Origin of the sequence: Polynucleobacter sp., from assembly GCF_040400325.1 — a bacterium.
Taxonomy (GTDB): Bacteria; Pseudomonadota; Gammaproteobacteria; order Burkholderiales; family Burkholderiaceae; genus Polynucleobacter.
In genome coordinates this window covers 1-19,593 of record NZ_JBBAQK010000008.1, presented here as the reverse complement: position 1 = coordinate 19,593, position 19,593 = coordinate 1, and the positions used below count along the sequence as shown (strand labels likewise).

The following is a 19,593-nucleotide window of genomic DNA, read 5'->3' as shown; positions in this document are numbered from 1 at the left end:
CTCAGAGTAATTTAGCTTCGGCTAAATCAGTTGCCTCTGAATTACCTGAGATCACCAAAATATCATTCGCTTCTAGGCGCAAGTCTGGAGATAGGCTCAGCTTTACATAATCAGAGTTCTGGCCTTTGCGTCTTACTGCCTGGACGCTCACACCCTCATTTTCTATGTGAAGCTCACCAAGCGTCTTACCAACTGCTTGTGATTTTGGCAGCAAGGTAATCGAATGTAGCCTCCAAGATTCATTAGAACCAAAATCATCGTCAGCTGAGCCACGGAAGTAGCCCCTTAATAAGCTATAACGCTCTTCTCTAGCAGTAGTAATTCTTCTTACCACTTTACGCATCGGCACACCCATAATGAGTAGCACATGGGAAGCAATCATCAGACTACCCTCAATCAGCTCAGGCACAACCTCGGTTGCACCTGCCGCCTGTAGCTTAGCAATATCAGCATCATCTCGAGTACGAACCAGCACTGTCATTCCCGGTCGTAATTGCTCGACTTGTCTCAGTACACGTAAGCTTGCGACAGTATCTGCATAGGTAATGACTACTGCCTTAGCGCGATTAAGACCTGCCGCATTGAGATAATTTTCGCGACTTGCATCGCCATAGACCACATTGTCACCGGCAGCTGCTGCCTCCTTGACTCGATCAGGATCTAAGTCCAAAGCAATATAAGGAATCTTTTCTTGATCAAGCATACGAGCCAAACTTTGCCCCGAACGTCCAAATCCGCAAATCACAACATGGTTTTCATTACGAACACTTTTTGCAGCTACGCGTGTTAACGCCAGAGATTGTAGTAACCATTCATTACTTGAAAAACGCATTGCTATCCGGTCGCTATATTCAACTAAGAATGGAGCGCAGAACATGGAGATCAACATCGCCGCTAGCACTGCCTGGCTAAGTATTGGATCAATTAAATCTAAGCCATCGATTTGGGTTAATAGAACGAAACCGAATTCGCCCGCTTGCGCCAAACATAAACCCGTACGAATCGATACACCCAAGCTAGAACCAAAGGCCCGGGAGAGAATGGCAATCAATCCAAACTTAAATACTAGTGGGCCTATCAGCAGCAGCAAAACTAAGACCCACTGTTCCCGAATCACATTGAAATCGAGCAACATCCCAATCGTAATAAAGAAAAGGCCTAGAAGCACATCACGGAAAGGTTTAACGTCTTCTTCCACTTGATGGCGATAAGGTGTTTCAGAAATCAACATGCCTGCCAAAAATGCTCCCAGCGCCAATGACAAACCAAAATACTCAGTTAAACCAGCCATACCCAAAACAATGAGAAGGAGGTTGAGCATGAATAACTCTTGTGAACGCAACTTTGCAACCAATCTGAACCAGCGACTCATCAACGATTGGCCGATGAAGAAAATCAAGATCAAGGCAATCGAAATCTTGATAGATGCGGTTGTCAAGGCAACAAATAAATCTGTAGGGTTTTTTCCAAGCGATGGCAACAAGATCAGTAAAAAGACCACAGCCAAATCTTGAAATAGCAAAATACCAACAACATTTCGACCATGCTCAGCCTCTAATTCAGCACGGTCAGAAATAAGCTTGGTCACAATCGCAGTTGATGACATTGCTAAAGCACCACCCAATGCAATTGCTGCTTGCCAAGAAATTGGATATACCCAATTCATCAGAAAGCTTGCTGGTACCGTCAACAAGATAGTCAAAATGACTTGGCTGCCACCAAGGCCGAATACGATCGAACGCATTGCCCTTAGCTTATGAAGGTTAAATTCCAGGCCAATTGAGAACATCAAGAAAACTACCCCAAATTCCGCTAGATACTTGACGGTGGCCGTATCGCTTGCCAAACCCAAAGCATGGGGGCCTATCAAGACCCCAATGGCTAAATAGCCCAAAATAGGGGGTAAGCCAAAATAGCGGAAAATAACCACTCCGGCCACACCAGAGGCCAAGAGAATGAGAGTTAAATGAAGGACTGACGGCATATACTTACTCGATGATAGCTAAGACTCGTGAACGAACCCTAAAGCTTGCGCGCGACACCCTCACTATTGAGGCTGCAGCCCTGCAAACTATGCGTGATCGCCTGGAAGGGGCCAATGCTGATGCCCTTGTCCTTGCAGTAGATCTCTTGCATGGCTGCAAAGGCCGTATCGTCGTCTCAGGCATCGGTAAATCAGGCCATATTGCTCGCAAAATTGCCGCCACATTTGCCTCCACTGGTTCACCCGCCTTTTTCGTACACCCCGCTGAAGCCAGCCATGGTGACTTAGGAATGGTGACGCGTGATGATGTCTTTGTGGCTCTTTCCAATTCAGGGGAAACTGAGGAGCTCCTCATGATTGTTCCCATCGTTAAGCGAACTGGCGCGAAACTAATTGCCCTTACAGGCGCACCACAATCTTCACTCGCTAAATTAGCAGACGCCCACCTTGATACCAGTGTAGAAAAAGAGGCGTGTCCATTAAATCTAGCGCCCACCACCAGTACTACCGCAACCTTAGCAATGGGTGATGCCCTAGCCGTTGCTCTGTTAGATGCCAGAGGATTTGAAGCGGAAGATTTTATCCGCTCACACCCTGGTGGCAGATTGGGTCGCAAACAATTGATGCATGTTAGTGAAGTGATGCGCCCCCTTGAAGATACGCCGAAGATTTCTATCAATGCCACACTTCAAGAGGCCTTATTAGAAATGACATCTAAACGGATGGGCATGGTAATTACCTTAGATGATGCAAAGAAGGTTACTGGAATCTTTACTGATGGTGACTTACGTCGCCTACTAGAAAAAACAAGCAATCTTGATGGCGTGACTATCAAGGATGCAACTACTTCTAAGCCACGCACTATCCCACCTGAGTTGATTGCCGAAGAAGCTATTGAGATGATGGAAAAGCATCGTATCAATCAGCTAGTGGTAACAGATACTTCAGGCACTCTTTTGGGAGCGCTCAACCTACATGACTTGTTTGCAGCCAAAGTTATTTAACGATGCCGAACGCTTTTAGCACCCACGTCACAAACCCTAGTACTGAATACCCACAAGCCTGGGAGCGAGCGAGCAAGGTCAAGCTACTAGTCCTAGATGTAGATGGCGTGTTAACCAATGGTCAAGTATGGATTGGCGCTGACGGAAAGGAAGCCTTGAAAGCTTTTGATATTCAAGATGGCTTAGGTATCAAATTATTAGAGCAATCTGGTATTCCAACAGCCATCATTACTGGTCGTCATTCCAAAATGGTATCAGCCCGTTGCGAAGAGCTCGGAATTAAACAGGTGCATATGGGAGTTGAAAATAAAGCGCTTGCTTTAGATCAGATACTCAAATCTATGGGGATGACTCCAAAAGATTGTGCTGTGATGGGTGATGACTGGCCAGATCTTGCCATGATGAAGAGTGCTGGTTTTCGTGTTTGCCCAGCACAGGCTCATGAGTCAGTAAAAGAGTATGTCCATTTCGTAACTACTCGTGCAGGCGGAAATAGCGCAGTGCGCGAAGTATGTGATCTCATACTGAAAGCCCAAAACCGTTACGAAGAACTTTTGAATAAGGCTTGTCAGTAAGTCATGGTATTGAATTCTCAAAAAATCAAAGTAGGAGTCTTTCGTGCGCTCCTAGGCTTGATGCCTCTGCTACTAATGGGGCTACTGACGCTGCTGACTTTTTATTTGGTTGAAAAAAATACTCCTCAAGAAAAAAAAACAACCCTTGAGCGCGTGCGACTTCACGAGCCTGATTACACTATTGTGGATGGAACATTGACTGCCCTAAATGAGCTTGGAACCACTAAGTATCGAGTCACCGGCAAAAAACTAATCCATTACGATGATGACGCCTCAATGGATGTTCTGACACCTCGCATGCGGCTCTTTCAACTCAATAAGGCGCCAGTCACTGTGAAAGCGGATACTGGGCACATAGATGGTGATGTCACCATTATGGATTTATACGATAATGCGCAAATCTATCGCCCTGCACAAGCGGCTACAGAGACCCAAGCAGCAAGTGCCCGAATGCTGGCTGCTTCAAGTTATTTCAAGGTATTTATTAACGATGACATTATTGAGACCGACAAGCCGATGATCCTCGAACAAGGCATGTCCACCATGAACTCCACGGTAGGGGGAACTTTCAATAATGTTGATCAGAGTATGAGGCTTTTAGGTAGAGTAAAAGGTCGTATTGAGCGCGCGCCAAAGGAAGCTCAATAGCATGCAAAGCCTTAAGATTAATCTGCCTTTTGCTTTGCTATGCCTAGCCTTAGTAGTTGTTAATGTATTTCAACTGGCCTATGCGGAAAAGGCTGATCAGGATAAGCCCATCATTCTTGAGGCGGACAAAGTATTTGGCAATGATACGACGCAAGTTTATGACCTCAATGGAGATATATTGCTAGTCAAAGGTAGCATCATCGTCACTGGTGAAGATGGTCAAATTCGAATTGATCCTCAGGGCTATGAATTTATTGACGTTAAGGGTACTCCTGAAGCAGTCGCCACCTTTAGACAACGTCGCGAAGGACGCGCTGATGAATTTATGCAAGGTCGAAGTGCTCATGCCACCTATGATGCAAAGACAGAGTTGCTCACACTCACTGGTGATGCCACTCTAAGGCGCCTTCTGAATATGCAAATGCTCGACAAGCTGACTGGCTGGAAAATTGAATACGATGATGTAAAGCAGTACTATCGAGTCATACCCCCAAAAGATATAAAACCTGATGACCTGCCCGTGGCAAGAGCAATTCTCACCCCAAGACGAAAAGTGCTATTAGAGAAATGACAGCGGATTTAGATCAAACCAATAATTCACCAACCCTTACTGCGCAACACCTGCAGAAACGTTATGGCTCCAGAACTGTTGTGCGTGACGTATCCGTACAAGTAAAATGCGGTGAGGTAGTTGGCCTACTAGGGCCAAATGGAGCGGGTAAAACGACCTCTTTTTACATGATTGTGGGCTTAGTTCCCTTAGATGGCGGCAATATCGTGCTCGATGGCGCAGATATTACCCAACTACCCATTCATGAGCGAGCACGCATGGGTCTCTCCTACCTACCTCAAGAGGCGTCGGTATTTCGTAAGCTCAATGTTGCCGAAAATATTCAAGCCGTACTAGAGCTGCAAGTACAAGGCGGTAAGCGATTAAGCAAGGCAGCAATTGCACAACGTCTTGATGAGCTCTTAGGTGAATTACAAATCACTCATCTTCGTAACAACCCAGCACTATCTCTTTCGGGAGGCGAAAGGCGGCGCGTAGAAATTGCTAGAGCACTAGCCTCTTCACCAAAATTTATTTTGCTAGATGAACCATTTGCGGGCGTTGACCCTATTGCCGTTGGGGAAATTCAGAGGATTGTCCGCTTTCTGCGTGACCGCCAAATTGGGGTTCTGATTACTGACCATAACGTTCGAGAAACCCTGGGAATTTGTGATCACGCCTACATCATTAGCGAGGGTAGCGTTTTGGCTGAAGGTAAGCCTGATCAAATTATTCAAAACGACGCTGTGCGAAGAGTTTATCTAGGCGAAAACTTCCGGATGTAAGCCAGATGGGCTTCCCAGCCTGATACGCAATAAAAAAGTGCTTCCCCCCTTGGTTTTCAACAAATTCGCTGATACGCTGGAGGTTCATGAGCTTCCTTCCCAAAGCGATACCTCCAGAATTTCAGGGGCTTGCTGCGCACCCCGGGCATGAGCATGCGCACGCACTTTTAAAAGGAGTTGCTGATGAATCTCAAAATTAATAGCCATCATGTGGAAGTTACCCCCGCCATGCGCACTCACCTTGAGGCTGGCTTAGCCAAAATTCGAAAGCACTTTGACCATGTCATTGATGCTTCAGCCTTTCTGCTTGTCGATAACGCCAAAGAAAAGGATCTCCGTCAAAGCGCTGAGATCACCCTCCACCTCAAGGGCAAGGAACTTTTTGCCGAAGCTCATCATGCAGACCTCTACCATGCGATGGACTCAGTCGTCGATAAACTCGAGCGTCAAGTCGTAAAACACAAGGAAAAGATTCAAGATCATCATCACGATAAGCATTTTGAGTGATTTGGTGCGTCAGGACACCTATAATCATTGAATATGAATGTCCTGACTCATCTTTTTGCCCTTGACTGCATTGCATTAGATAGCCCTGCTAATAACAGAGGAGATGCATTTGCAGCCGCAGGGGAATTATTTTCTAAGCAAGTTGGTATTGACTCAAATGCAGTAGTTGGCTTTCTCAATGCGCGTGAAGATTTGGGATCTACGGCTCTAGGGGCCGGCGTTGCCATTCCTCATGGTCGCGTTAAAGGTCTAAAGCAGCCAATTGCTGCCTTCATACGATTAAAAAATGCGATTGATTTTGCTGCCCCCGATGGTGAGCCAGTATCTATTTTGATTTTTTTACTAGTCCCCGAAAAAGCGACCCAACAACATCTTGAAATTTTGTCTTCGATTGCGCAACTTTTATCAGATTCGGATGCTCGTCAATTTTTATCCTCTTCAAACGAGCCCAGCAAAGTATGTAACTTGCTTCAACAGTGGGGTTTACCAAAATGACTCAACCCTTACTCTTAGATGGAGTCACTGCCCAACAGATTTTTGATGATAATGTTTCCGATCTCAAGCTTTCTTGGATTGGCGGCCTAGAAGGTGCCGACCGCACCTTTCCACCTGAAGCAGTCAAGGCAGCCGCAGCCAGCTCAGATTTGGTAGGCCACTTAAATCTGATTCATCCTAGTCGCATCCAAATCTTTGGTGAACAAGAGGTTGACTATCACGCAGCACTTGAGCTCGAGCAAAAGCAAGAGCAAATCTTTAGCTTAATTTCAAAAACGCCACCATGTGTCATCGTTGCAGATGGAAAATCTGCGGATCCCGACCTACAACTCTTTTGCCAACGGTCATCTACTCCGCTATTTACTACTAGTATTTCTGCTGCTGAGGTGATTGATCATCTGCGTATTTACTTAACCAAAATTGGTGCGCCTCAAATTACGATGCATGGCGTATTCATGGATATTTTGGGTTTAGGGGTATTGCTTACTGGCGAATCTGGACTAGGTAAAAGTGAATTAGGTCTAGAGCTTATTTCTCGCGGCCATGGCTTAGTTGCCGATGATGCGGTTGACTTTGCCAGACTAGGTTCAGACTATATTGAAGGCCGCTGTCCAATTATTCTGCGCAACTTACTGGAAGTGCGCGGGCTAGGCTTATTGGATATTCGCACTATTTTTGGCGAAACTGCTGTTCGTCGTAAATTGAAATTACGGCTGATTGTTCAGTTGGTCCGAAGAACGGATGGCGAATTCGAAAGATTGCCATTGGAAGCTCAACACATCGATGTCCTAGGCGTACCAATTCGTACAGTCAAAATCCAAGTGGCTGCAGGTCGCAACTTAGCCGTACTGGTTGAGGCGGCTGTACGAAATACGATTTTGCAATTACGTGGCATTGATACTCTAAAAGAATTTATGGAGCGCCAGCGTTTACAAATGAACGCTGAAGCCGACTCAACGAAATCACAAGGGCGCCTGCTTTAAATCATGCAAATCAATCTGATTACCGGAATATCAGGCTCAGGTAAATCAGTAGCCCTAAGAGCTTTTGAGGATGCGGGTTACGACTGCGTAGACAATCTCCCAGTTTCTTTATTAGAAAATCTCATCAGCACTCTCGAAAATGAAAAATGTGAACGTGTTGCTGTTGCCATAGATGCACGTCGCGGCCAATCGATTGAAGAGCTTCCGTCAATTTTAGAGAACTTAGGACGCAATCATCAGGTAAGGGTAGTCTTTTTAAATGCTAATACCAATACTTTAGTGCAGCGTTTCTCAGAAACAAGACGTCGCCATCCTCTATCTACCAATGCAGAACAGTCACAATCAGCAACACTCATTGAGGCGATCGATAAGGAGCGTCAGCTTCTAGAGCCATTGCGTAATCAAGCTCACAGCATTGATACGAGTAATATTCCAGCTCATGCATTACGCTCCTGGATTCGGGATTTACTCCAAGATAAGCCTCTTGGACTGACAATCATTTTTGAATCCTTTGGTTTCAAAAAAGGGGTTCCCAGTGAAGCTGATTTGGTTTTTGATGTTCGTTGTTTACCTAATCCGCACTACGACAAAATCTTACGCCCTCTGACAGGTAACGATAAACCCGTTAAAGAATTCTTAGAAAAAATTCCGGAAGTAGTCAGCATGGAAAGTGACATCATTCAATTCATAGATAAGTGGTTGCCGCACTATATTGCCGATGGACGAAGCTATTTAACTGTTGCTATCGGTTGCACTGGTGGCCAACACCGCTCTGTTTATCTAGTGAATCGCATTAGCAAACACTTTAGAGCCCAAAAAGAACTGGTTAACTTGCAGCTTAATTTTTTAGACCGCCACCGCGAACTAGACTCAATTGCTGTAAAAGAACTTTGATTGGTTGCGGTAATCCGTAACGCCCCAATTGTGATAGCTCTACCCACTTTAAGTCTGTATTTGAAAATTCAAGTGGCTTAGATAAGCTAGCTTCCCATATCTGCATCCATAGACGACGATGAGTAAAGACATGTTTAATTTGCTCACCCCGAATGAGCTTTTGAGATGACTTTAATAAGGTAGCAATCTTTTCATTCGGCAATGCTGCTGCCAGCAAATCTTTTGTGTTGATATCTAAGACCTGTATGGCTGATATTCTTGGCTTCCAAGGCGACTCAGGGAGAGACCAGAGACCACCCCAAATTGCTTTGCTTGCCCGCTTTTGCAACAAAACAGAATTGCCACTTCTCATCAAAAGCATGTCGCAATTCAATTCTGGAGATTTTGCTTTCACTTTTTTTTGCGGAAATAACAAAACCTGATCGCTCAAGTTCGCTTGGCATTCCTTCAAATAAGGACATTTCCGCTCGCCACTGAAACAGACCGGTTTCCGTGAAGTGCACCAGGTTGCGCCAAAGTCCATCAAGGCCTGGGTATAAATAGGCATATCTGCTGGCTTACTAGGCAATAGATCTTCGGCCAATTCCCAGAGCCGCTCATTTACTGCCTTATCTTGCAATGCTCCGTCTACTGCAAAAATACGCGCCAGAATACGTTTGACGTTCGCATCGAGTATGGGAGCTCGCTCATGAAAAGCAAAGGCAGCAATCGCGCCTGCAGTTGAGCGCCCAATACCTTTGAGTTGCTCTAACAAGAGAGGATCGCTCGGAAATTTTCCAGAAAATTGCTCGACCACCTGACCTGCACAAGCATGCAAATTTCTCGCGCGGGAGTAATAACCTAATCCAGCCCACTCTGCTAATACTTCATCAATATCAGCAGCGGCTAATTTTTTCACCGTCGGAAAGCGCTTCATAAAACGCGGGTAGCGCTCTAATACGGTTGCTACTTGTGTTTGCTGCAGCATAATTTCTGAAACCCAAACCGCATAAGGATCACGGTTACCTTGCCAAGGTAATCCAGAACGGCCATTTTGCTGATGCCAAGCAATTAATTTTTTAGAGAACTGCTTCATCAACGCTTTTGGCATTGCGGGCAGAAATAGGTGGAGCGCTGCCCCTGCACAATTTGCTTGATAGGGGTTTTACATACCTTACAGGGCTGATCCTTACGATCATAGGCCTTGGTTTGTACCATGAAGTATCCAGGATTACCTTCGCTATTGACAAAATCTTTCAAACTACTACCACCAGCATCAATCGCCTTTTGCAATATAAAGCGCACTGCATTGGCCAAACGAATACATTCAGGGCGAGTTAATTTTCCAGCCGCTTTAGCAGGATGAATCTTTGCCTCGAATAGACTTTCTGAACAATAAATATTACCGACGCCAACTACTGCTTGACCCGCTAATAAAAACTGTTTCACTGCAATACTGCGTCTGCGAGACCGCTCATACAAAATCCGGCCACCCAGCTCCCCAGCAAACTCTGGAGCAAATGGTTCTGTACCCAACTTTTGTAACAAGGCATTTTTATCAATCGTGCCTTTTGTATTCGGGTGCCATAAAACTGCACCAAACTTTCTGGGATCGTGCAAACGCAAACTCAACTTGCCGAACTCAAAAGTGACTCGATCATGTGGCTTTAACAAATCTGAACTGGGCAATACCCGCAGGGTTCCCGTCATCCCCAAATGCAAGAGTAAATATCCCGTATCTAATGCCATTAGCAAATACTTGCCCCTGCGCTCGATTGAGTGGACTTTTTGATCCTGCAAGATCTTGGGCAAATTGCGTGGTACTGGCCAACGTAGGCGCCCATCAATCACTTTGACGGCGCTAATCTTGCGCCCTATCAAATGAGGGGCAATACCTAATCGGGTGACTTCTACCTCTGGAAGTTCTGGCATCAATGGATTGTAGATTCGCAGATTAGAATGTGCTTATGAGTAAATTAAGACTAAAGCCACTTTTGCAAGTTTTGCTGGTCACTTTTCTGGCTGCAGGACTGATTCTTCCAGCCCAGGCCCAAAGTAACGGCCTTGAGTCTGGGGAGGCTGTTTTTGAGGTCCTCGCCTCTGAGATTGCCTTGCAACGTGGGGAAGCAGGGCTTGCCTTTAATACTTATCTAGAGATGGCTCGCCAGTACAACGACCCTCGCCTAGCCCAAAGAGCCATGGAAATTGCCATTACGAATGGCTCCCCTTCATTAGCGCTTCAGGCAGCTCAATCTTGGGATAACTTAACGCCCGCCTCGGATACCAAACCCAAAGAAGTCCTAGTTACCCTGCTGATCCTCAGTGACCGCTGGTCAGATGCTATTAAGCCTGCGATTAATTTATTAAAGCAACAAACCCCCGCTCAACAAGAAAATACATTAAAGCAATTACAAAGTTTGCTTGGAAAAGCAAAAAATGAATCGGAAGCTTTGAATGCTTTTTATGAAATCGCCTCTACGATCAAGCTTTCACCAAACGACGCTACCCTGGTATACACCTATGCAATGGCAGCAGAAAAAGTGGGTCGTTTAGATGTCATGGAAAAAACATTACGTGAAATTTTGAGTAAAAATCCGAATGATGTAAATGCACTGAATGCTTTAGGTTATTCATTAGCAGACCGTAATCTCAAATTATCTGAAGCCTTTATCTTGATCAACAAGGCTCATCAACTATCACCAAAGGATGGCTTTATCTTAGATAGCCTAGGTTGGGTCAATTTTCGTCTTGGTAAAAATGCCATTGCTTTGGAGCAGCTCCAACAAGCATTTAATATAAAACCTGAGGCTGATATTGCTGCGCATACTGGTGAAGTATTGTGGGTCATGAACCAACCAGAGCAAGCGGAAGAGATGTGGCGACAAGGGCAAAAATTAGATGCTAATAATTCAACCTTAAAAGAAACTTTAAAACGTTTAAAGCCCACCTGGTCAGTCTCAGAGCGAGTCTCCAAGGGTTCTTGGGATGGTCGCTTTGCAGTGAAAGTCACGGGTCTAACTAATACCCAAAATCAAGGTGGATCTGGTGGTTTTACTTTGACGCAAGATGAACTAAAAGACATCCTAGAAATACGTAATCCCGTTGGAGGTGCAATAGCCAAAATTACGATTACTCCAGGGGAAGCTAGTCTTGAACGCGATGGTAAAGTGGTCACAGCCGTTGATGCGGACTCTCTTGTGCAAAATACTTTAGGTCTTCCCCTGCCTGCGCGTGGCTTATCCGATTGGTTGCGCGGCCAAATACGTCCCGGCAGTAACGCAAGCGTAGAAAGAAATAGCAAAGGACAAGTCAGCAAAATTGATCAAGATGGTTGGAATTTAATTTACAGTTGGGATGATTCAAATCGCTTAGAAAAGTTATTGATGACTCGTAACTCTAATGTGGGGTCGATTGATATTCGCTTAGTATTTGATCGCCCTGATGACTAAATTATCTTTACAAACTCTAGAGCTACATTCGCCAGCTAAATTAAATCTCTTTCTACATATTATTGGTCGCAGATCTGATGGATATCATTTACTGCAATCCGTATTTCAACTCATTGATTGGTGCGATACGGTCACCCTTAAACTCATTCCCCAAAATGAAGTACGGCGCATTGATCCTATTCCCGAGCTTGCGCCAGAGCAAGATTTAGTAGTACGCGCTGCAAACTTACTAAAAGATTTTTGCCATACTCAAACTGGTGTTGAAATTAGTCTTCAAAAAAATATACCGATGGGTGCTGGTTTAGGTGGAGGCTCTTCAGATGCAGCCACAACCTTGATTGGCTTAAATGCTTTATGGGATCTAAAGTTAGATAAACAAACCTTAAGCATGTTGGGATTAAAACTGGGGGCCGATGTGCCCTTTTTCATCTTTGGAAAAAATGCCTTTGTTGAAGGTGTAGGCGAACAAATTCAAGAAGTTGCCTTGGAAACTCAAGACTTTTTAGTGATTTTTCCGAACCAAGGTATTGCCACTACAAGCATTTTTCAAGACCCTGAATTGACCCGAGATCATGCTCCGATTACAATTGACGGCTTTCTTGCGTCGCCAAAGTTTAAACAATCGAATGATTGTCAGGCAGTAGCGCTGCGAATATGCCCTGAAGTGAAGCAAGCTTTAGATTGGATTAGCCAGGCGGTACCGGGTTCTGAACCCAGAATGTCAGGCTCTGGAAGTAGCGTTTTTGCCGTTTTAGACCCTAAGACTGATAGCGCAAAACTCCAAAATCTTTTGCAAACGCTCCCCAAAGGGTGGGTGGGTAGGATTGTTCGGGGGTTAAATAAAAATCCCGCTTACAATTTGATTTCTTCAGAATGACCTGTAGGGGAATCGCCAAGCTGGTTAAGGCACTGGATTTTGATTCCAGCATGCGAAGGTTCGAATCCTTCTTCCCCTGCCAATACTGTAGAAATAACAAATAAAACACTCGACCCTAACCCTCATCGAAAAGCCTATGTCCGCCCACATGAACGCTGATTTATTGACTTTATTCACAGGCAACGCGAATCCCGTTTTGGCAAAGGCTGTTGCCAAAGAGCTAAATCTCCAAATGGGTAAAGCCTTTGTGGGTCGATTTTCGGACGGCGAAATTCAGGTTGAAATTCAAGAAAATGTCCGCGGTAAAAATGTAGTTGTTATTCAATCTACTTGCGCTCCAACAAACGATAACTTGATGGAGCTGATGATCATGATCGATGCTCTAAAACGAGCATCAGCAGGCCGTATAACCGCAGTGATTCCCTACTTTGGATATGCAAGGCAGGATCGTCGCCCACGCTCTGCCAGGGTCGCTATTTCGGCACGTATCGTTTCCAACATGTTGCAATCGGTTGCCGGCATTGAAAGGGTTCTGACGATGGATCTGCATGCGGACCAAATTCAAGGCTTCTTTGATATTCCCGTTGATAACATTTATTCCTCCCCAGTTCTTTTGGCTGACTTACAGGCCCAGAAGAGCCAAAAAGACCTCATTGTTGTTTCTCCAGATATCGGAGGCGTTGTTCGAGCCCGTGCTATGGCCAAGCAATTAGGCACAGATTTGGCGATTATTGATAAACGACGCCCCAAAGCGAATGTCTCTGAAGTAATGCACCTTATAGGCGAAGTAGAAGGCCGTCATTGCGTCATCATGGATGACATCATTGATACTGGTGGAACCCTCTGTAAGGCTGCTGAAGCCCTTAAAGAGCGTGGCGCTAAGGGTGTTACCGCCTACTGTACTCACGCTGTCCTATCTGGCGGAGCAGTGGCTCGTATTGCCTCTTCCAAATTAGATGAATTAGTGGTTACTGACACTATTCCCTTGACTCCAGAAGCCATGAAAGAGCCAAAAATACGTCAGCTCAGTGTGGCGCCTATCTTGGCCGAAACTTTGTCCCGTATCAGTAAGGGCGATTCGGTCATGTCCATGTTTGCGGAATAAGCTCAAAATACAGTTTTATCCCGCTTTTTGGTAGTTTTGAGGCATTTGTAGGCAAAAATCTCCATTCCCACGATATAATCGAAGGCTTTTCCGTTTGGTCGCGAACGGAAATTAACCTTAAAAGGGAATTAAATATGAAAGTTGTAGCCTTTGAAAGAAGCGTACAGGGAACGGGTGCGAGCCGCCGTCTGCGCAATTCCGGTAAAACTCCGGGAATCGTTTACGGTAGTAAAGATCCAGCCTTGGTCATTGAGTTAGACCATAACGCACTGTTTCATGCTCTCCGCAAGGAAGCATTTCACTCATCTATTTTGGATTTGGAAGTTGGCGGCAAGACACAACAAGTGTTGTTGCGCGATTACCAAATGCATCCATTTAAACCATTGGTATTGCACATTGACTTCCAGCGCGTATCTGCGACTGAGAAAGTCCATATGCGCATTCCATTGCACTTCACTAATGCTGAAACTTCAACTGCTGTAAAGCTGCAAGGTGCTGTTATTAGTCATATCCTCAACGATCTCGAGGTGTCTTGCTTACCAGCAGACTTGCCTGAGTTTATTGAAGTGGACTTGAGCAAAATTGAAGTGGGTCACTCTATTCACGCTAAAGACGTTACATTGCCAAAAGGCGTTGCATTGGTATTGCACGTTTCACAAGAGAATCCAGTGATTGCAAACGCACGTATTCCATCTGTTAAAGCCGCTGAAACTGAAGAAGTTGCAGCGCCTGCTGCAGCCCCAGCAGCTGCTCCTGCTGCGGATACCAAAGATAAGGCCTAATGATTTAAAGCTGCCTACTATGCAAAAGAAGGCCCGCGCAAGCGGGCTTTCTTTTTTCTCTTTTGTGCAAAAGCACTTATATCTTTAAACTCCCACCATGACTAAATTAATTGTTGGCCTAGGCAATCCAGGAGACGAGCACGAAGATGATCGACACAATGCCGGATTCTGGTTTGTTGATGCCTTGGCAAAACAATCAGGCGTCCGCTTTGAAACCGAAAAACGCTTTCATGGAAAAGTGGCCAAAGGCAAATGGGAAGGGAGTGATATTTATCTTCTCAAGCCTAACACTTACATGAATTTGAGTGGGCAAGCCGTTGGAGCACTCTGTCGTTTTCATAAAATCACAGCAGCAGAAATATTAGTGATTCAAGATGAGCTAGATTTAAAGCCAGGCACGGCTCGGATTAAATTAGGTGGTGGTACTGGGGGGCACAATGGCTTAAAAGATATCCAAGCCCACCTGGGAACCCCTGATTACTGGCGCTTGCGCCTTGGCATTGGTCACCCAAGAGACTTAGCTGGTGATGGACAAGCCATGGATGTAGCAGATTACGTTTTACGTAGACCGCAACGATCAGAACAAAATCAGATTGATGAGAGCATTAAAAATGGCTTAAAAATTTTGCCGCTTTTCTTAAAAGGTGATGTAGCGGGTGCCATGCTGGAGTTGCACTCTAAGACTTAAGCCGACTGAGCCTTTTTCTTAGTCAGCAGTAAATTGTATTTAGCCATTAGTTGCATTTGGTTTTCTTTATGCGCTGGATCAAATGGGATGCAGTCTACTGGGCATACCTGACGGCATTGAGGCGTATCGTAGTGCCCTACACATTCAGTGCACTTATCTGGGTGAATCTCATAAATCTCTAGGCCCATGTAAATCGCATCATTGGGGCACTCGGGCTCACATACATCACAGTTGATGCATTCGTCCGTAATCATTAAAGCCATAGAGGGCTATTGACCTGACTTATTATTTAATTCGTTCGCAGCAGTCTTTTTGACTAGCCATTTTTCGACAGATGGAAAAACGAACTTACTAACGTCACCGCCCATGGAAGCAATTTCACGTACGAAAGTACCTGAAATAAATTGGTATTGGTCGGAAGGCGTTAAAAACAATGTCTCCACGTCCGGCAGTAGATAGCGATTCATACCAGCCATCTGAAATTCATATTCGAAATCAGACACCGCACGTAAGCCACGCACAATGACACGGGCATGATGATCACGAGCAAAGTCTTTTAATAAACCATTAAAGCCAACAACCTTTACATTCGAATAATGGCCCAATACTTCCTTGGCAATATCAATACGCTCTTCAAAAGTAAAGAAAGGATGCTTGCTACGACTGGAGGCAACGCCCACAATCAGCTCATCAAAAATACTAGATGCGCGACGGACTAAATCCTCATGACCACGAGTAAAAGGGTCAAATGTTCCTGGGTATACAGCGACAGTCATAAATCTCCTAAGGCTTTATCAGCTACAAGCAAGATTTTAGTCTCTTCTACTCCGAAATAGACAGGCTTTTACAGCCCCTAGCTCTAAGTATTTTCCACAATTCCACTGAGGAATCAGGGCTTCTACTTCCTCACGCCTTCGGCTGGCGGAAAACTCCACATAAATACCTCCGCCAGCGGAGTCGTCACAGACCCTGGATGCCTCAATGATCGAATGATCTAATAACGCAAAATCTTGGAAGGGAGGGTCTATAAAAATCAAATTGCTGGAAAGATCAGCTTGTTGCTTTAAAAACTCCAAACTATCTTTATGCAAGATTTCTACTACTCCAGAAACTGGTGTCGATAACAAAAGCTTTAGGTTTGCTTGCAAATTGACATAGGCTTTTTTATCTTTTTCTAAAAGAACTACCGTCTCTGCATTGCGGGAGGCCGCCTCAAATCCCAACGCACCGGTACCAGCAAATAAATCTAAGCAGCGTAAGCCACTTAAGTCTTGTCCAAGCCAATTAAATAGCGTTTCCCGAATCCGGTCAGTGCTTGGTCGTAGCCCAGGCAAATCCAATACCGAGAGCAAACGACTACGCCAAAGACCCCCGATGATTCTGACTTTCTTAGGTAGCTCAGTTTTTATTGATTTCTTAGCGGCTGTTTTATTCATGCACCATTAAGGAGAGGCTTTGCTCTTAGCACCCAAGACCACAATCTTCATACGATCCATCGCAAGATATTTTTGAAATGCAGTAGTCACTTGTTCTAGAGTAACTGCTTCAACCTGTTTAGTCCAAATCTCCATGGTATCGATAGGAAGATCATTCCAAGCAATCGAGGAAACGTTATCCAATAATTTACGATTGTTATCAATACGCAAAGGATAGCCATTGACTAGGTTCGACTTTGCAGCCACCAGCTCAGATACTGCAGGTCCGTCAGCAATAAACTTTGCAATCGTCGAACTGAGAACTTCAAGCGCTAGTGTTGCTTGATCATTTTTGGTTTGTAAGCCAGCTTGAAAAATACCAGCATCTTTTCCGGGGGCAAAGTAACTAGATACACTATAGGCAAGACCCCTCTTTTCTCGGACCTCAGACATCAAACGAGATACAAAGCCACCACCGCCCAGCACGTAATTGCCGACCAACAAAGAAAAATAGTCGGGATTATTGCGCGCAATGGCTGTCATGCCCATGACGATATGCGCCTGCTGACTATCGAACGGAATTTGAATTTCACGCTCTGACAAACCCTCTACAGGGGATCGTCCAAGCGTTGGCAATGCTGCGATAGCAGGTCCAGACTGTGGAAGCTTCTTTAATAATCGTTGCGCAATCTCGGCGGCTTGTACGCGATCGACATCCCCAACAATGCTAATGATGATCCGATCACCACGATAAAACGTTTTATGAAATTGCATTAAGTCAGAAACACTAACTGAACTCACCGATTTGACTGATGGAGAATTGCCTAAGGGATAGTTACCATAGACTGATTTTTTAAACCTACGATCGAGTACGAACTCTGGTTTTGTTTCTGCTTCAAGCAAATTAGTGATTGAGCGTTGTTTTTCACGCTCCAGAATTTTGGCATCGTATAAAGGCGAGCTGAGCATGGTCGCAGCCAATTGGACTGCTCTATCTCGCAAGTCTTTACGACTCAAGCTCCGAATACGCATGATCGTGCGTTCCCCGCCTGCCGATACGCCAATACTGGCACCCAAGTCAGCAATCTCATCAGCAATCTGTGCCTCAGTCCATACGCCCTTATCGCCACGCGCACCATAACTCATGAGGCCTGCAGCCATATCAGCTAAGCCACTCTTATTGCTTGGGTCATAGCGGTCACCAGCATCAATGCTGATTTCAATATCTACCATAGGTAAGGCTTTGGTTTGCACTAGAAATACCTTGGCACCTTTGTATGAGTCTAATTTTTCAATCGGCAAAATTGCGTATGCACTTTGGATAAGGCCTAGCGTCAGAATGACAAGCCATAATCCTCTATTGAGAGTGCGCATTATTTACTCCCCTTGGCTACTTCAGTTTTACGTGGCTGAGGATCCAATGTAGCAATTGTCAAACCTTCATCTACTAAATATTTTTTAGCTACTGCCTGTACCTGGGCTGGTGTAATGGTTTGCATTTTCTCCAACATGTAATCAATGTCTTTCCAAGAAAAGCCTGCCATCTCATTACTACCAATTTCCATTGCCTGTCCGAAGATCGAGTCTCGCTTATAGATTTGGTTAGACAGAATGCGCACTTTTATACGCTTGAGTTCAGACTCCAAAATTCCTTTTTGCTTGAGCTCTTCTAGGGCTTTTCGAATACTCACTTGTGCTTGGGCCACTGTCTTACCTTTAGCCATCGTTGCACCAATTAGAAATAACTCTGGCCCACGAGAAACCATGTCATAACCTACACCGACATCATTGACGACTTTCTCCTGCTTGACTAAAACTCGATTAAGGCGAGCATTGTCATATCCATCTAGGACGGCTGTTAAAAGTTCTAGGGCATATGGCTCTGGATCATCCAACTTACCTGGCTCAAGGCGGGGAACCTTCCAAGCCATCGATATCTGAGCGCTATCGGCTGGAGCCTTTACCTCTACTTGCTTGATACCTCTTTGGGGTGGCTCAATTTGCGGCTTACGCACTGGCAATTCATGGGGGGGGACAACACCATAATATTGTTGCACCAGCCTCAACATATTCTGTGGATCCACATCACCAGCGATAACAACAGTTGCATTATTTGGCGCGTACCAACTGCGATACCAATCGCGCGCATCCACTGCTCTCATATTCATTAGATCATTCATCCAGCCGATGACAGGATAACGATAAGGTGAACTCATAAAGGCTGTAGCCATTAATGACTCATTGAGAAGGCTGCTTGGATTATCTTCTGTACGAAGACGACGCTCTTCCATGATGACCTGAATTTCTTTATCAAACTCTGCATCATCAAAGCTCAGATTAGACATTCGGTCGGCTTCGAGCTTCATCACTTCCTCAAGCTTTGACTTTTCTACTTGCTGAAAATAGGCAGTGTAATCACGCGATGTAAATGCATTCTCACGACCACCCACTGCAGCAACTAAACGAGAAAAATCTCCTGACTTCACTTTTTTAGTGCCCTTAAACATCATGTGCTCAAGCACGTGAGCCACTCCTGTTTTGCCATTAGTCTCATCTATAGAGCCGGCGCGGTACCAAACCATATGAGCAACCGTAGGGGCGCGATGATCTTCCCTCACAATAAGTTTGAGGCCATTACTCAAATTAAACTCATGAGTTTGTGGAGGATTACCTGCCGAAGCCCATGCTAATGGGCTAACTAGTAGTAAGGAAAAGAAAAAACGGAGTAAATTAGAACGCATCTGCTAAATCACCATATCCCAAGAATTAAATTGATAAAATGCAAGGTTTAAATTGTATCGATTATGTTCGGCTTAAGTAAAACCCTCGGATCTCTTTTCAAATCTAGCCAGACTGATGAAGCTTGGTTTGAT

22 protein-coding genes and 1 tRNA gene are annotated in these 19,593 nt (G+C 44.9%); 15 read left to right on the top strand and 8 right to left on the bottom strand.

Going from position 1 to position 19,593, the window contains the following annotated elements:
- Window position 1 precedes the first annotated feature (1 nt).
- A complete protein-coding gene (locus ABWP14_RS07395) occupies window positions 2-1,984 on the bottom strand; it encodes a monovalent cation:proton antiporter family protein (RefSeq protein WP_353202336.1) in 1,983 nt (660 codons plus the stop codon).
- A gap of 11 nt (window positions 1,985-1,995) precedes the next feature.
- Here ABWP14_RS07395 and ABWP14_RS07390 point away from each other — a divergent pair, with 11 nt between their 5' ends.
- From ABWP14_RS07390 to rapZ, 9 genes are all read left to right on the top strand, one after another.
- A complete protein-coding gene (locus tag ABWP14_RS07390) occupies window positions 1,996-2,988 on the top strand; it encodes a KpsF/GutQ family sugar-phosphate isomerase (RefSeq protein ID WP_353202335.1) in 993 nt (330 codons plus the stop codon).
- Window positions 2,989-2,990: 2 nt separating this feature from the next.
- Window positions 2,991-3,563, top strand: coding sequence for a KdsC family phosphatase (locus ABWP14_RS07385; protein ID WP_353202334.1), 573 nt, complete (start codon window positions 2,991-2,993; stop codon window positions 3,561-3,563).
- A 3-nt stretch (window positions 3,564-3,566) separates the two neighbouring features.
- Complete coding sequence (lptC, locus tag ABWP14_RS07380) at window positions 3,567-4,211, top strand: LPS export ABC transporter periplasmic protein LptC (protein ID WP_353202333.1); 645 nt, start codon at window positions 3,567-3,569, stop codon at window positions 4,209-4,211.
- A 1-nt stretch (window position 4,212) separates the two neighbouring features.
- Window positions 4,213-4,782, top strand: a complete 570-nt coding sequence (locus ABWP14_RS07375) for an LptA/OstA family protein (RefSeq protein ID WP_353202332.1) — start codon at window positions 4,213-4,215, stop codon at window positions 4,780-4,782.
- The gene (lptB, locus tag ABWP14_RS07370) at window positions 4,779-5,546 is read left to right on the top strand and encodes an LPS export ABC transporter ATP-binding protein (protein ID WP_353202331.1); all 768 of its coding nucleotides are present in this window, start codon (window positions 4,779-4,781) and stop codon (window positions 5,544-5,546) included. Before ABWP14_RS07375 ends, lptB begins: the two co-directional genes overlap by 4 nt.
- Before the next feature lie 183 nt (window positions 5,547-5,729).
- On the top strand, window positions 5,730-6,053 hold the full coding sequence (hpf, locus tag ABWP14_RS07365; RefSeq protein ID WP_353202330.1) for a ribosome hibernation-promoting factor, HPF/YfiA family: 324 nt from the start codon (window positions 5,730-5,732) through the stop codon (window positions 6,051-6,053).
- A 33-nt stretch (window positions 6,054-6,086) separates the two neighbouring features.
- Window positions 6,087-6,548 (top strand): PTS sugar transporter subunit IIA, encoded by a 462-nt coding sequence (locus tag ABWP14_RS07360; RefSeq protein WP_353202329.1) that lies wholly within the window; start codon window positions 6,087-6,089, stop codon window positions 6,546-6,548.
- Entirely contained in the window at window positions 6,545-7,531 is a 987-nt protein-coding gene (gene hprK / locus ABWP14_RS07355; protein ID WP_353202328.1) for an HPr(Ser) kinase/phosphatase, read from the top strand. Before ABWP14_RS07360 ends, hprK begins: the two co-directional genes overlap by 4 nt.
- Before the next feature lie 3 nt (window positions 7,532-7,534).
- Complete coding sequence (rapZ, locus tag ABWP14_RS07350; protein ID WP_353202327.1) at window positions 7,535-8,425, top strand: RNase adapter RapZ; 891 nt, start codon at window positions 7,535-7,537, stop codon at window positions 8,423-8,425.
- On the opposite strand, the gene mutY is transcribed toward rapZ, so the two are convergent.
- Together mutY and mutM are read right to left on the bottom strand one after the other, a co-directional pair.
- On the bottom strand, window positions 8,370-9,500 hold the full coding sequence (gene mutY / locus ABWP14_RS07345) for an A/G-specific adenine glycosylase (protein WP_353202326.1): 1,131 nt from the start codon (window positions 9,498-9,500) through the stop codon (window positions 8,370-8,372). The two genes, rapZ and mutY, sit on opposite strands and share 56 nt — an antisense overlap.
- Entirely contained in the window at window positions 9,500-10,336 is an 837-nt protein-coding gene (gene mutM / locus ABWP14_RS07340) for a bifunctional DNA-formamidopyrimidine glycosylase/DNA-(apurinic or apyrimidinic site) lyase (protein WP_353202325.1), read from the bottom strand. The genes mutY and mutM overlap by 1 nt, the downstream gene beginning before the upstream one ends.
- A gap of 35 nt (window positions 10,337-10,371) precedes the next feature.
- On the opposite strand from mutM, the gene ABWP14_RS07335 reads away from it, so the two are divergent.
- The 6 genes from ABWP14_RS07335 to pth all read left to right on the top strand — a co-directional run bounded on the left by ABWP14_RS07335 (window position 10,372) and on the right by pth (window position 15,305).
- The gene (locus tag ABWP14_RS07335; protein WP_353202324.1) at window positions 10,372-11,853 is read left to right on the top strand and encodes a lipoprotein insertase outer membrane protein LolB; all 1,482 of its coding nucleotides are present in this window, start codon (window positions 10,372-10,374) and stop codon (window positions 11,851-11,853) included.
- Complete coding sequence (gene ispE, locus ABWP14_RS07330) at window positions 11,846-12,730, top strand: 4-(cytidine 5'-diphospho)-2-C-methyl-D-erythritol kinase (protein ID WP_353202323.1); 885 nt, start codon at window positions 11,846-11,848, stop codon at window positions 12,728-12,730. The genes ABWP14_RS07335 and ispE overlap by 8 nt, the downstream gene beginning before the upstream one ends.
- A 5-nt stretch (window positions 12,731-12,735) precedes the next feature.
- Window positions 12,736-12,812 (top strand) — tRNA-Gln (locus tag ABWP14_RS07325).
- A 66-nt stretch (window positions 12,813-12,878) separates the two neighbouring features.
- Window positions 12,879-13,835, top strand: coding sequence for a ribose-phosphate pyrophosphokinase (locus ABWP14_RS07320; protein WP_353202322.1), 957 nt, complete (start codon window positions 12,879-12,881; stop codon window positions 13,833-13,835).
- Window positions 13,836-13,969: 134 nt separating this feature from the next.
- Complete coding sequence (locus ABWP14_RS07315; protein ID WP_353202321.1) at window positions 13,970-14,617, top strand: 50S ribosomal protein L25/general stress protein Ctc; 648 nt, start codon at window positions 13,970-13,972, stop codon at window positions 14,615-14,617.
- A gap of 97 nt (window positions 14,618-14,714) precedes the next feature.
- Window positions 14,715-15,305 carry an aminoacyl-tRNA hydrolase gene (gene pth / locus ABWP14_RS07310; protein WP_353202320.1) on the top strand — a complete coding sequence of 197 codons (591 nt, stop codon included), beginning with the start codon at window positions 14,715-14,717 and terminating at the stop codon, window positions 15,303-15,305.
- On the opposite strand, the gene ABWP14_RS07305 is transcribed toward pth, so the two are convergent.
- From ABWP14_RS07305 to ABWP14_RS07285, 5 genes are read right to left on the bottom strand one after another with little or no spacing between them, the layout of a single operon-like run.
- Window positions 15,302-15,568 carry a YfhL family 4Fe-4S dicluster ferredoxin gene (locus ABWP14_RS07305; RefSeq protein ID WP_353202319.1) on the bottom strand — a complete coding sequence of 89 codons (267 nt, stop codon included), beginning with the start codon at window positions 15,566-15,568 and terminating at the stop codon, window positions 15,302-15,304. The two genes, pth and ABWP14_RS07305, sit on opposite strands and share 4 nt — an antisense overlap.
- A 6-nt stretch (window positions 15,569-15,574) precedes the next feature.
- The gene (coaD, locus tag ABWP14_RS07300; RefSeq protein ID WP_353202318.1) at window positions 15,575-16,081 is read right to left on the bottom strand and encodes a pantetheine-phosphate adenylyltransferase; all 507 of its coding nucleotides are present in this window, start codon (window positions 16,079-16,081) and stop codon (window positions 15,575-15,577) included.
- 36 nt (window positions 16,082-16,117) lie between these two features.
- Entirely contained in the window at window positions 16,118-16,741 is a 624-nt protein-coding gene (gene rsmD / locus ABWP14_RS07295) for a 16S rRNA (guanine(966)-N(2))-methyltransferase RsmD (RefSeq protein WP_353202317.1), read from the bottom strand.
- A 6-nt stretch (window positions 16,742-16,747) separates the two neighbouring features.
- Complete coding sequence (locus ABWP14_RS07290) at window positions 16,748-18,094, bottom strand: M16 family metallopeptidase (RefSeq protein WP_353202316.1); 1,347 nt, start codon at window positions 18,092-18,094, stop codon at window positions 16,748-16,750.
- On the bottom strand, window positions 18,094-19,461 hold the full coding sequence (locus tag ABWP14_RS07285; RefSeq protein ID WP_353202315.1) for a M16 family metallopeptidase: 1,368 nt from the start codon (window positions 19,459-19,461) through the stop codon (window positions 18,094-18,096). Before ABWP14_RS07285 ends, ABWP14_RS07290 begins: the two co-directional genes overlap by 1 nt.
- Between the last annotated feature and the right edge of the window lie 132 nt (window positions 19,462-19,593).

Coding starts and splice junctions, on each gene's coding strand:
- ABWP14_RS07395 (WP_353202336.1), bottom strand. CDS start 1,984: ATGCCGTCAGTCCTTCATTTAACTCTCATTCTCTTGGCCTCTGGTGTG.
- ABWP14_RS07390 (WP_353202335.1), top strand. CDS start 1,996: ATGATAGCTAAGACTCGTGAACGAACCCTAAAGCTTGCGCGCGACACC.
- ABWP14_RS07385 (WP_353202334.1), top strand. CDS start 2,991: ATGCCGAACGCTTTTAGCACCCACGTCACAAACCCTAGTACTGAATAC.
- lptC (WP_353202333.1), top strand. CDS start 3,567: ATGGTATTGAATTCTCAAAAAATCAAAGTAGGAGTCTTTCGTGCGCTC.
- ABWP14_RS07375 (WP_353202332.1), top strand. CDS start 4,213: ATGCAAAGCCTTAAGATTAATCTGCCTTTTGCTTTGCTATGCCTAGCC.
- lptB (WP_353202331.1), top strand. CDS start 4,779: ATGACAGCGGATTTAGATCAAACCAATAATTCACCAACCCTTACTGCG.
- hpf (WP_353202330.1), top strand. CDS start 5,730: ATGAATCTCAAAATTAATAGCCATCATGTGGAAGTTACCCCCGCCATG.
- ABWP14_RS07360 (WP_353202329.1), top strand. CDS start 6,087: ATGAATGTCCTGACTCATCTTTTTGCCCTTGACTGCATTGCATTAGAT.
- hprK (WP_353202328.1), top strand. CDS start 6,545: ATGACTCAACCCTTACTCTTAGATGGAGTCACTGCCCAACAGATTTTT.
- rapZ (WP_353202327.1), top strand. CDS start 7,535: ATGCAAATCAATCTGATTACCGGAATATCAGGCTCAGGTAAATCAGTA.
- mutY (WP_353202326.1), bottom strand. CDS start 9,500: ATGAAGCAGTTCTCTAAAAAATTAATTGCTTGGCATCAGCAAAATGGC.
- mutM (WP_353202325.1), bottom strand. CDS start 10,336: ATGCCAGAACTTCCAGAGGTAGAAGTCACCCGATTAGGTATTGCCCCT.
- ABWP14_RS07335 (WP_353202324.1), top strand. CDS start 10,372: ATGAGTAAATTAAGACTAAAGCCACTTTTGCAAGTTTTGCTGGTCACT.
- ispE (WP_353202323.1), top strand. CDS start 11,846: ATGACTAAATTATCTTTACAAACTCTAGAGCTACATTCGCCAGCTAAA.
- ABWP14_RS07320 (WP_353202322.1), top strand. CDS start 12,879: ATGAACGCTGATTTATTGACTTTATTCACAGGCAACGCGAATCCCGTT.
- ABWP14_RS07315 (WP_353202321.1), top strand. CDS start 13,970: ATGAAAGTTGTAGCCTTTGAAAGAAGCGTACAGGGAACGGGTGCGAGC.
- pth (WP_353202320.1), top strand. CDS start 14,715: ATGACTAAATTAATTGTTGGCCTAGGCAATCCAGGAGACGAGCACGAA.
- ABWP14_RS07305 (WP_353202319.1), bottom strand. CDS start 15,568: ATGGCTTTAATGATTACGGACGAATGCATCAACTGTGATGTATGTGAG.
- coaD (WP_353202318.1), bottom strand. CDS start 16,081: ATGACTGTCGCTGTATACCCAGGAACATTTGACCCTTTTACTCGTGGT.
- rsmD (WP_353202317.1), bottom strand. CDS start 16,741: ATGAATAAAACAGCCGCTAAGAAATCAATAAAAACTGAGCTACCTAAG.
- ABWP14_RS07290 (WP_353202316.1), bottom strand. CDS start 18,094: ATGCGCACTCTCAATAGAGGATTATGGCTTGTCATTCTGACGCTAGGC.
- ABWP14_RS07285 (WP_353202315.1), bottom strand. CDS start 19,461: ATGCGTTCTAATTTACTCCGTTTTTTCTTTTCCTTACTACTAGTTAGC.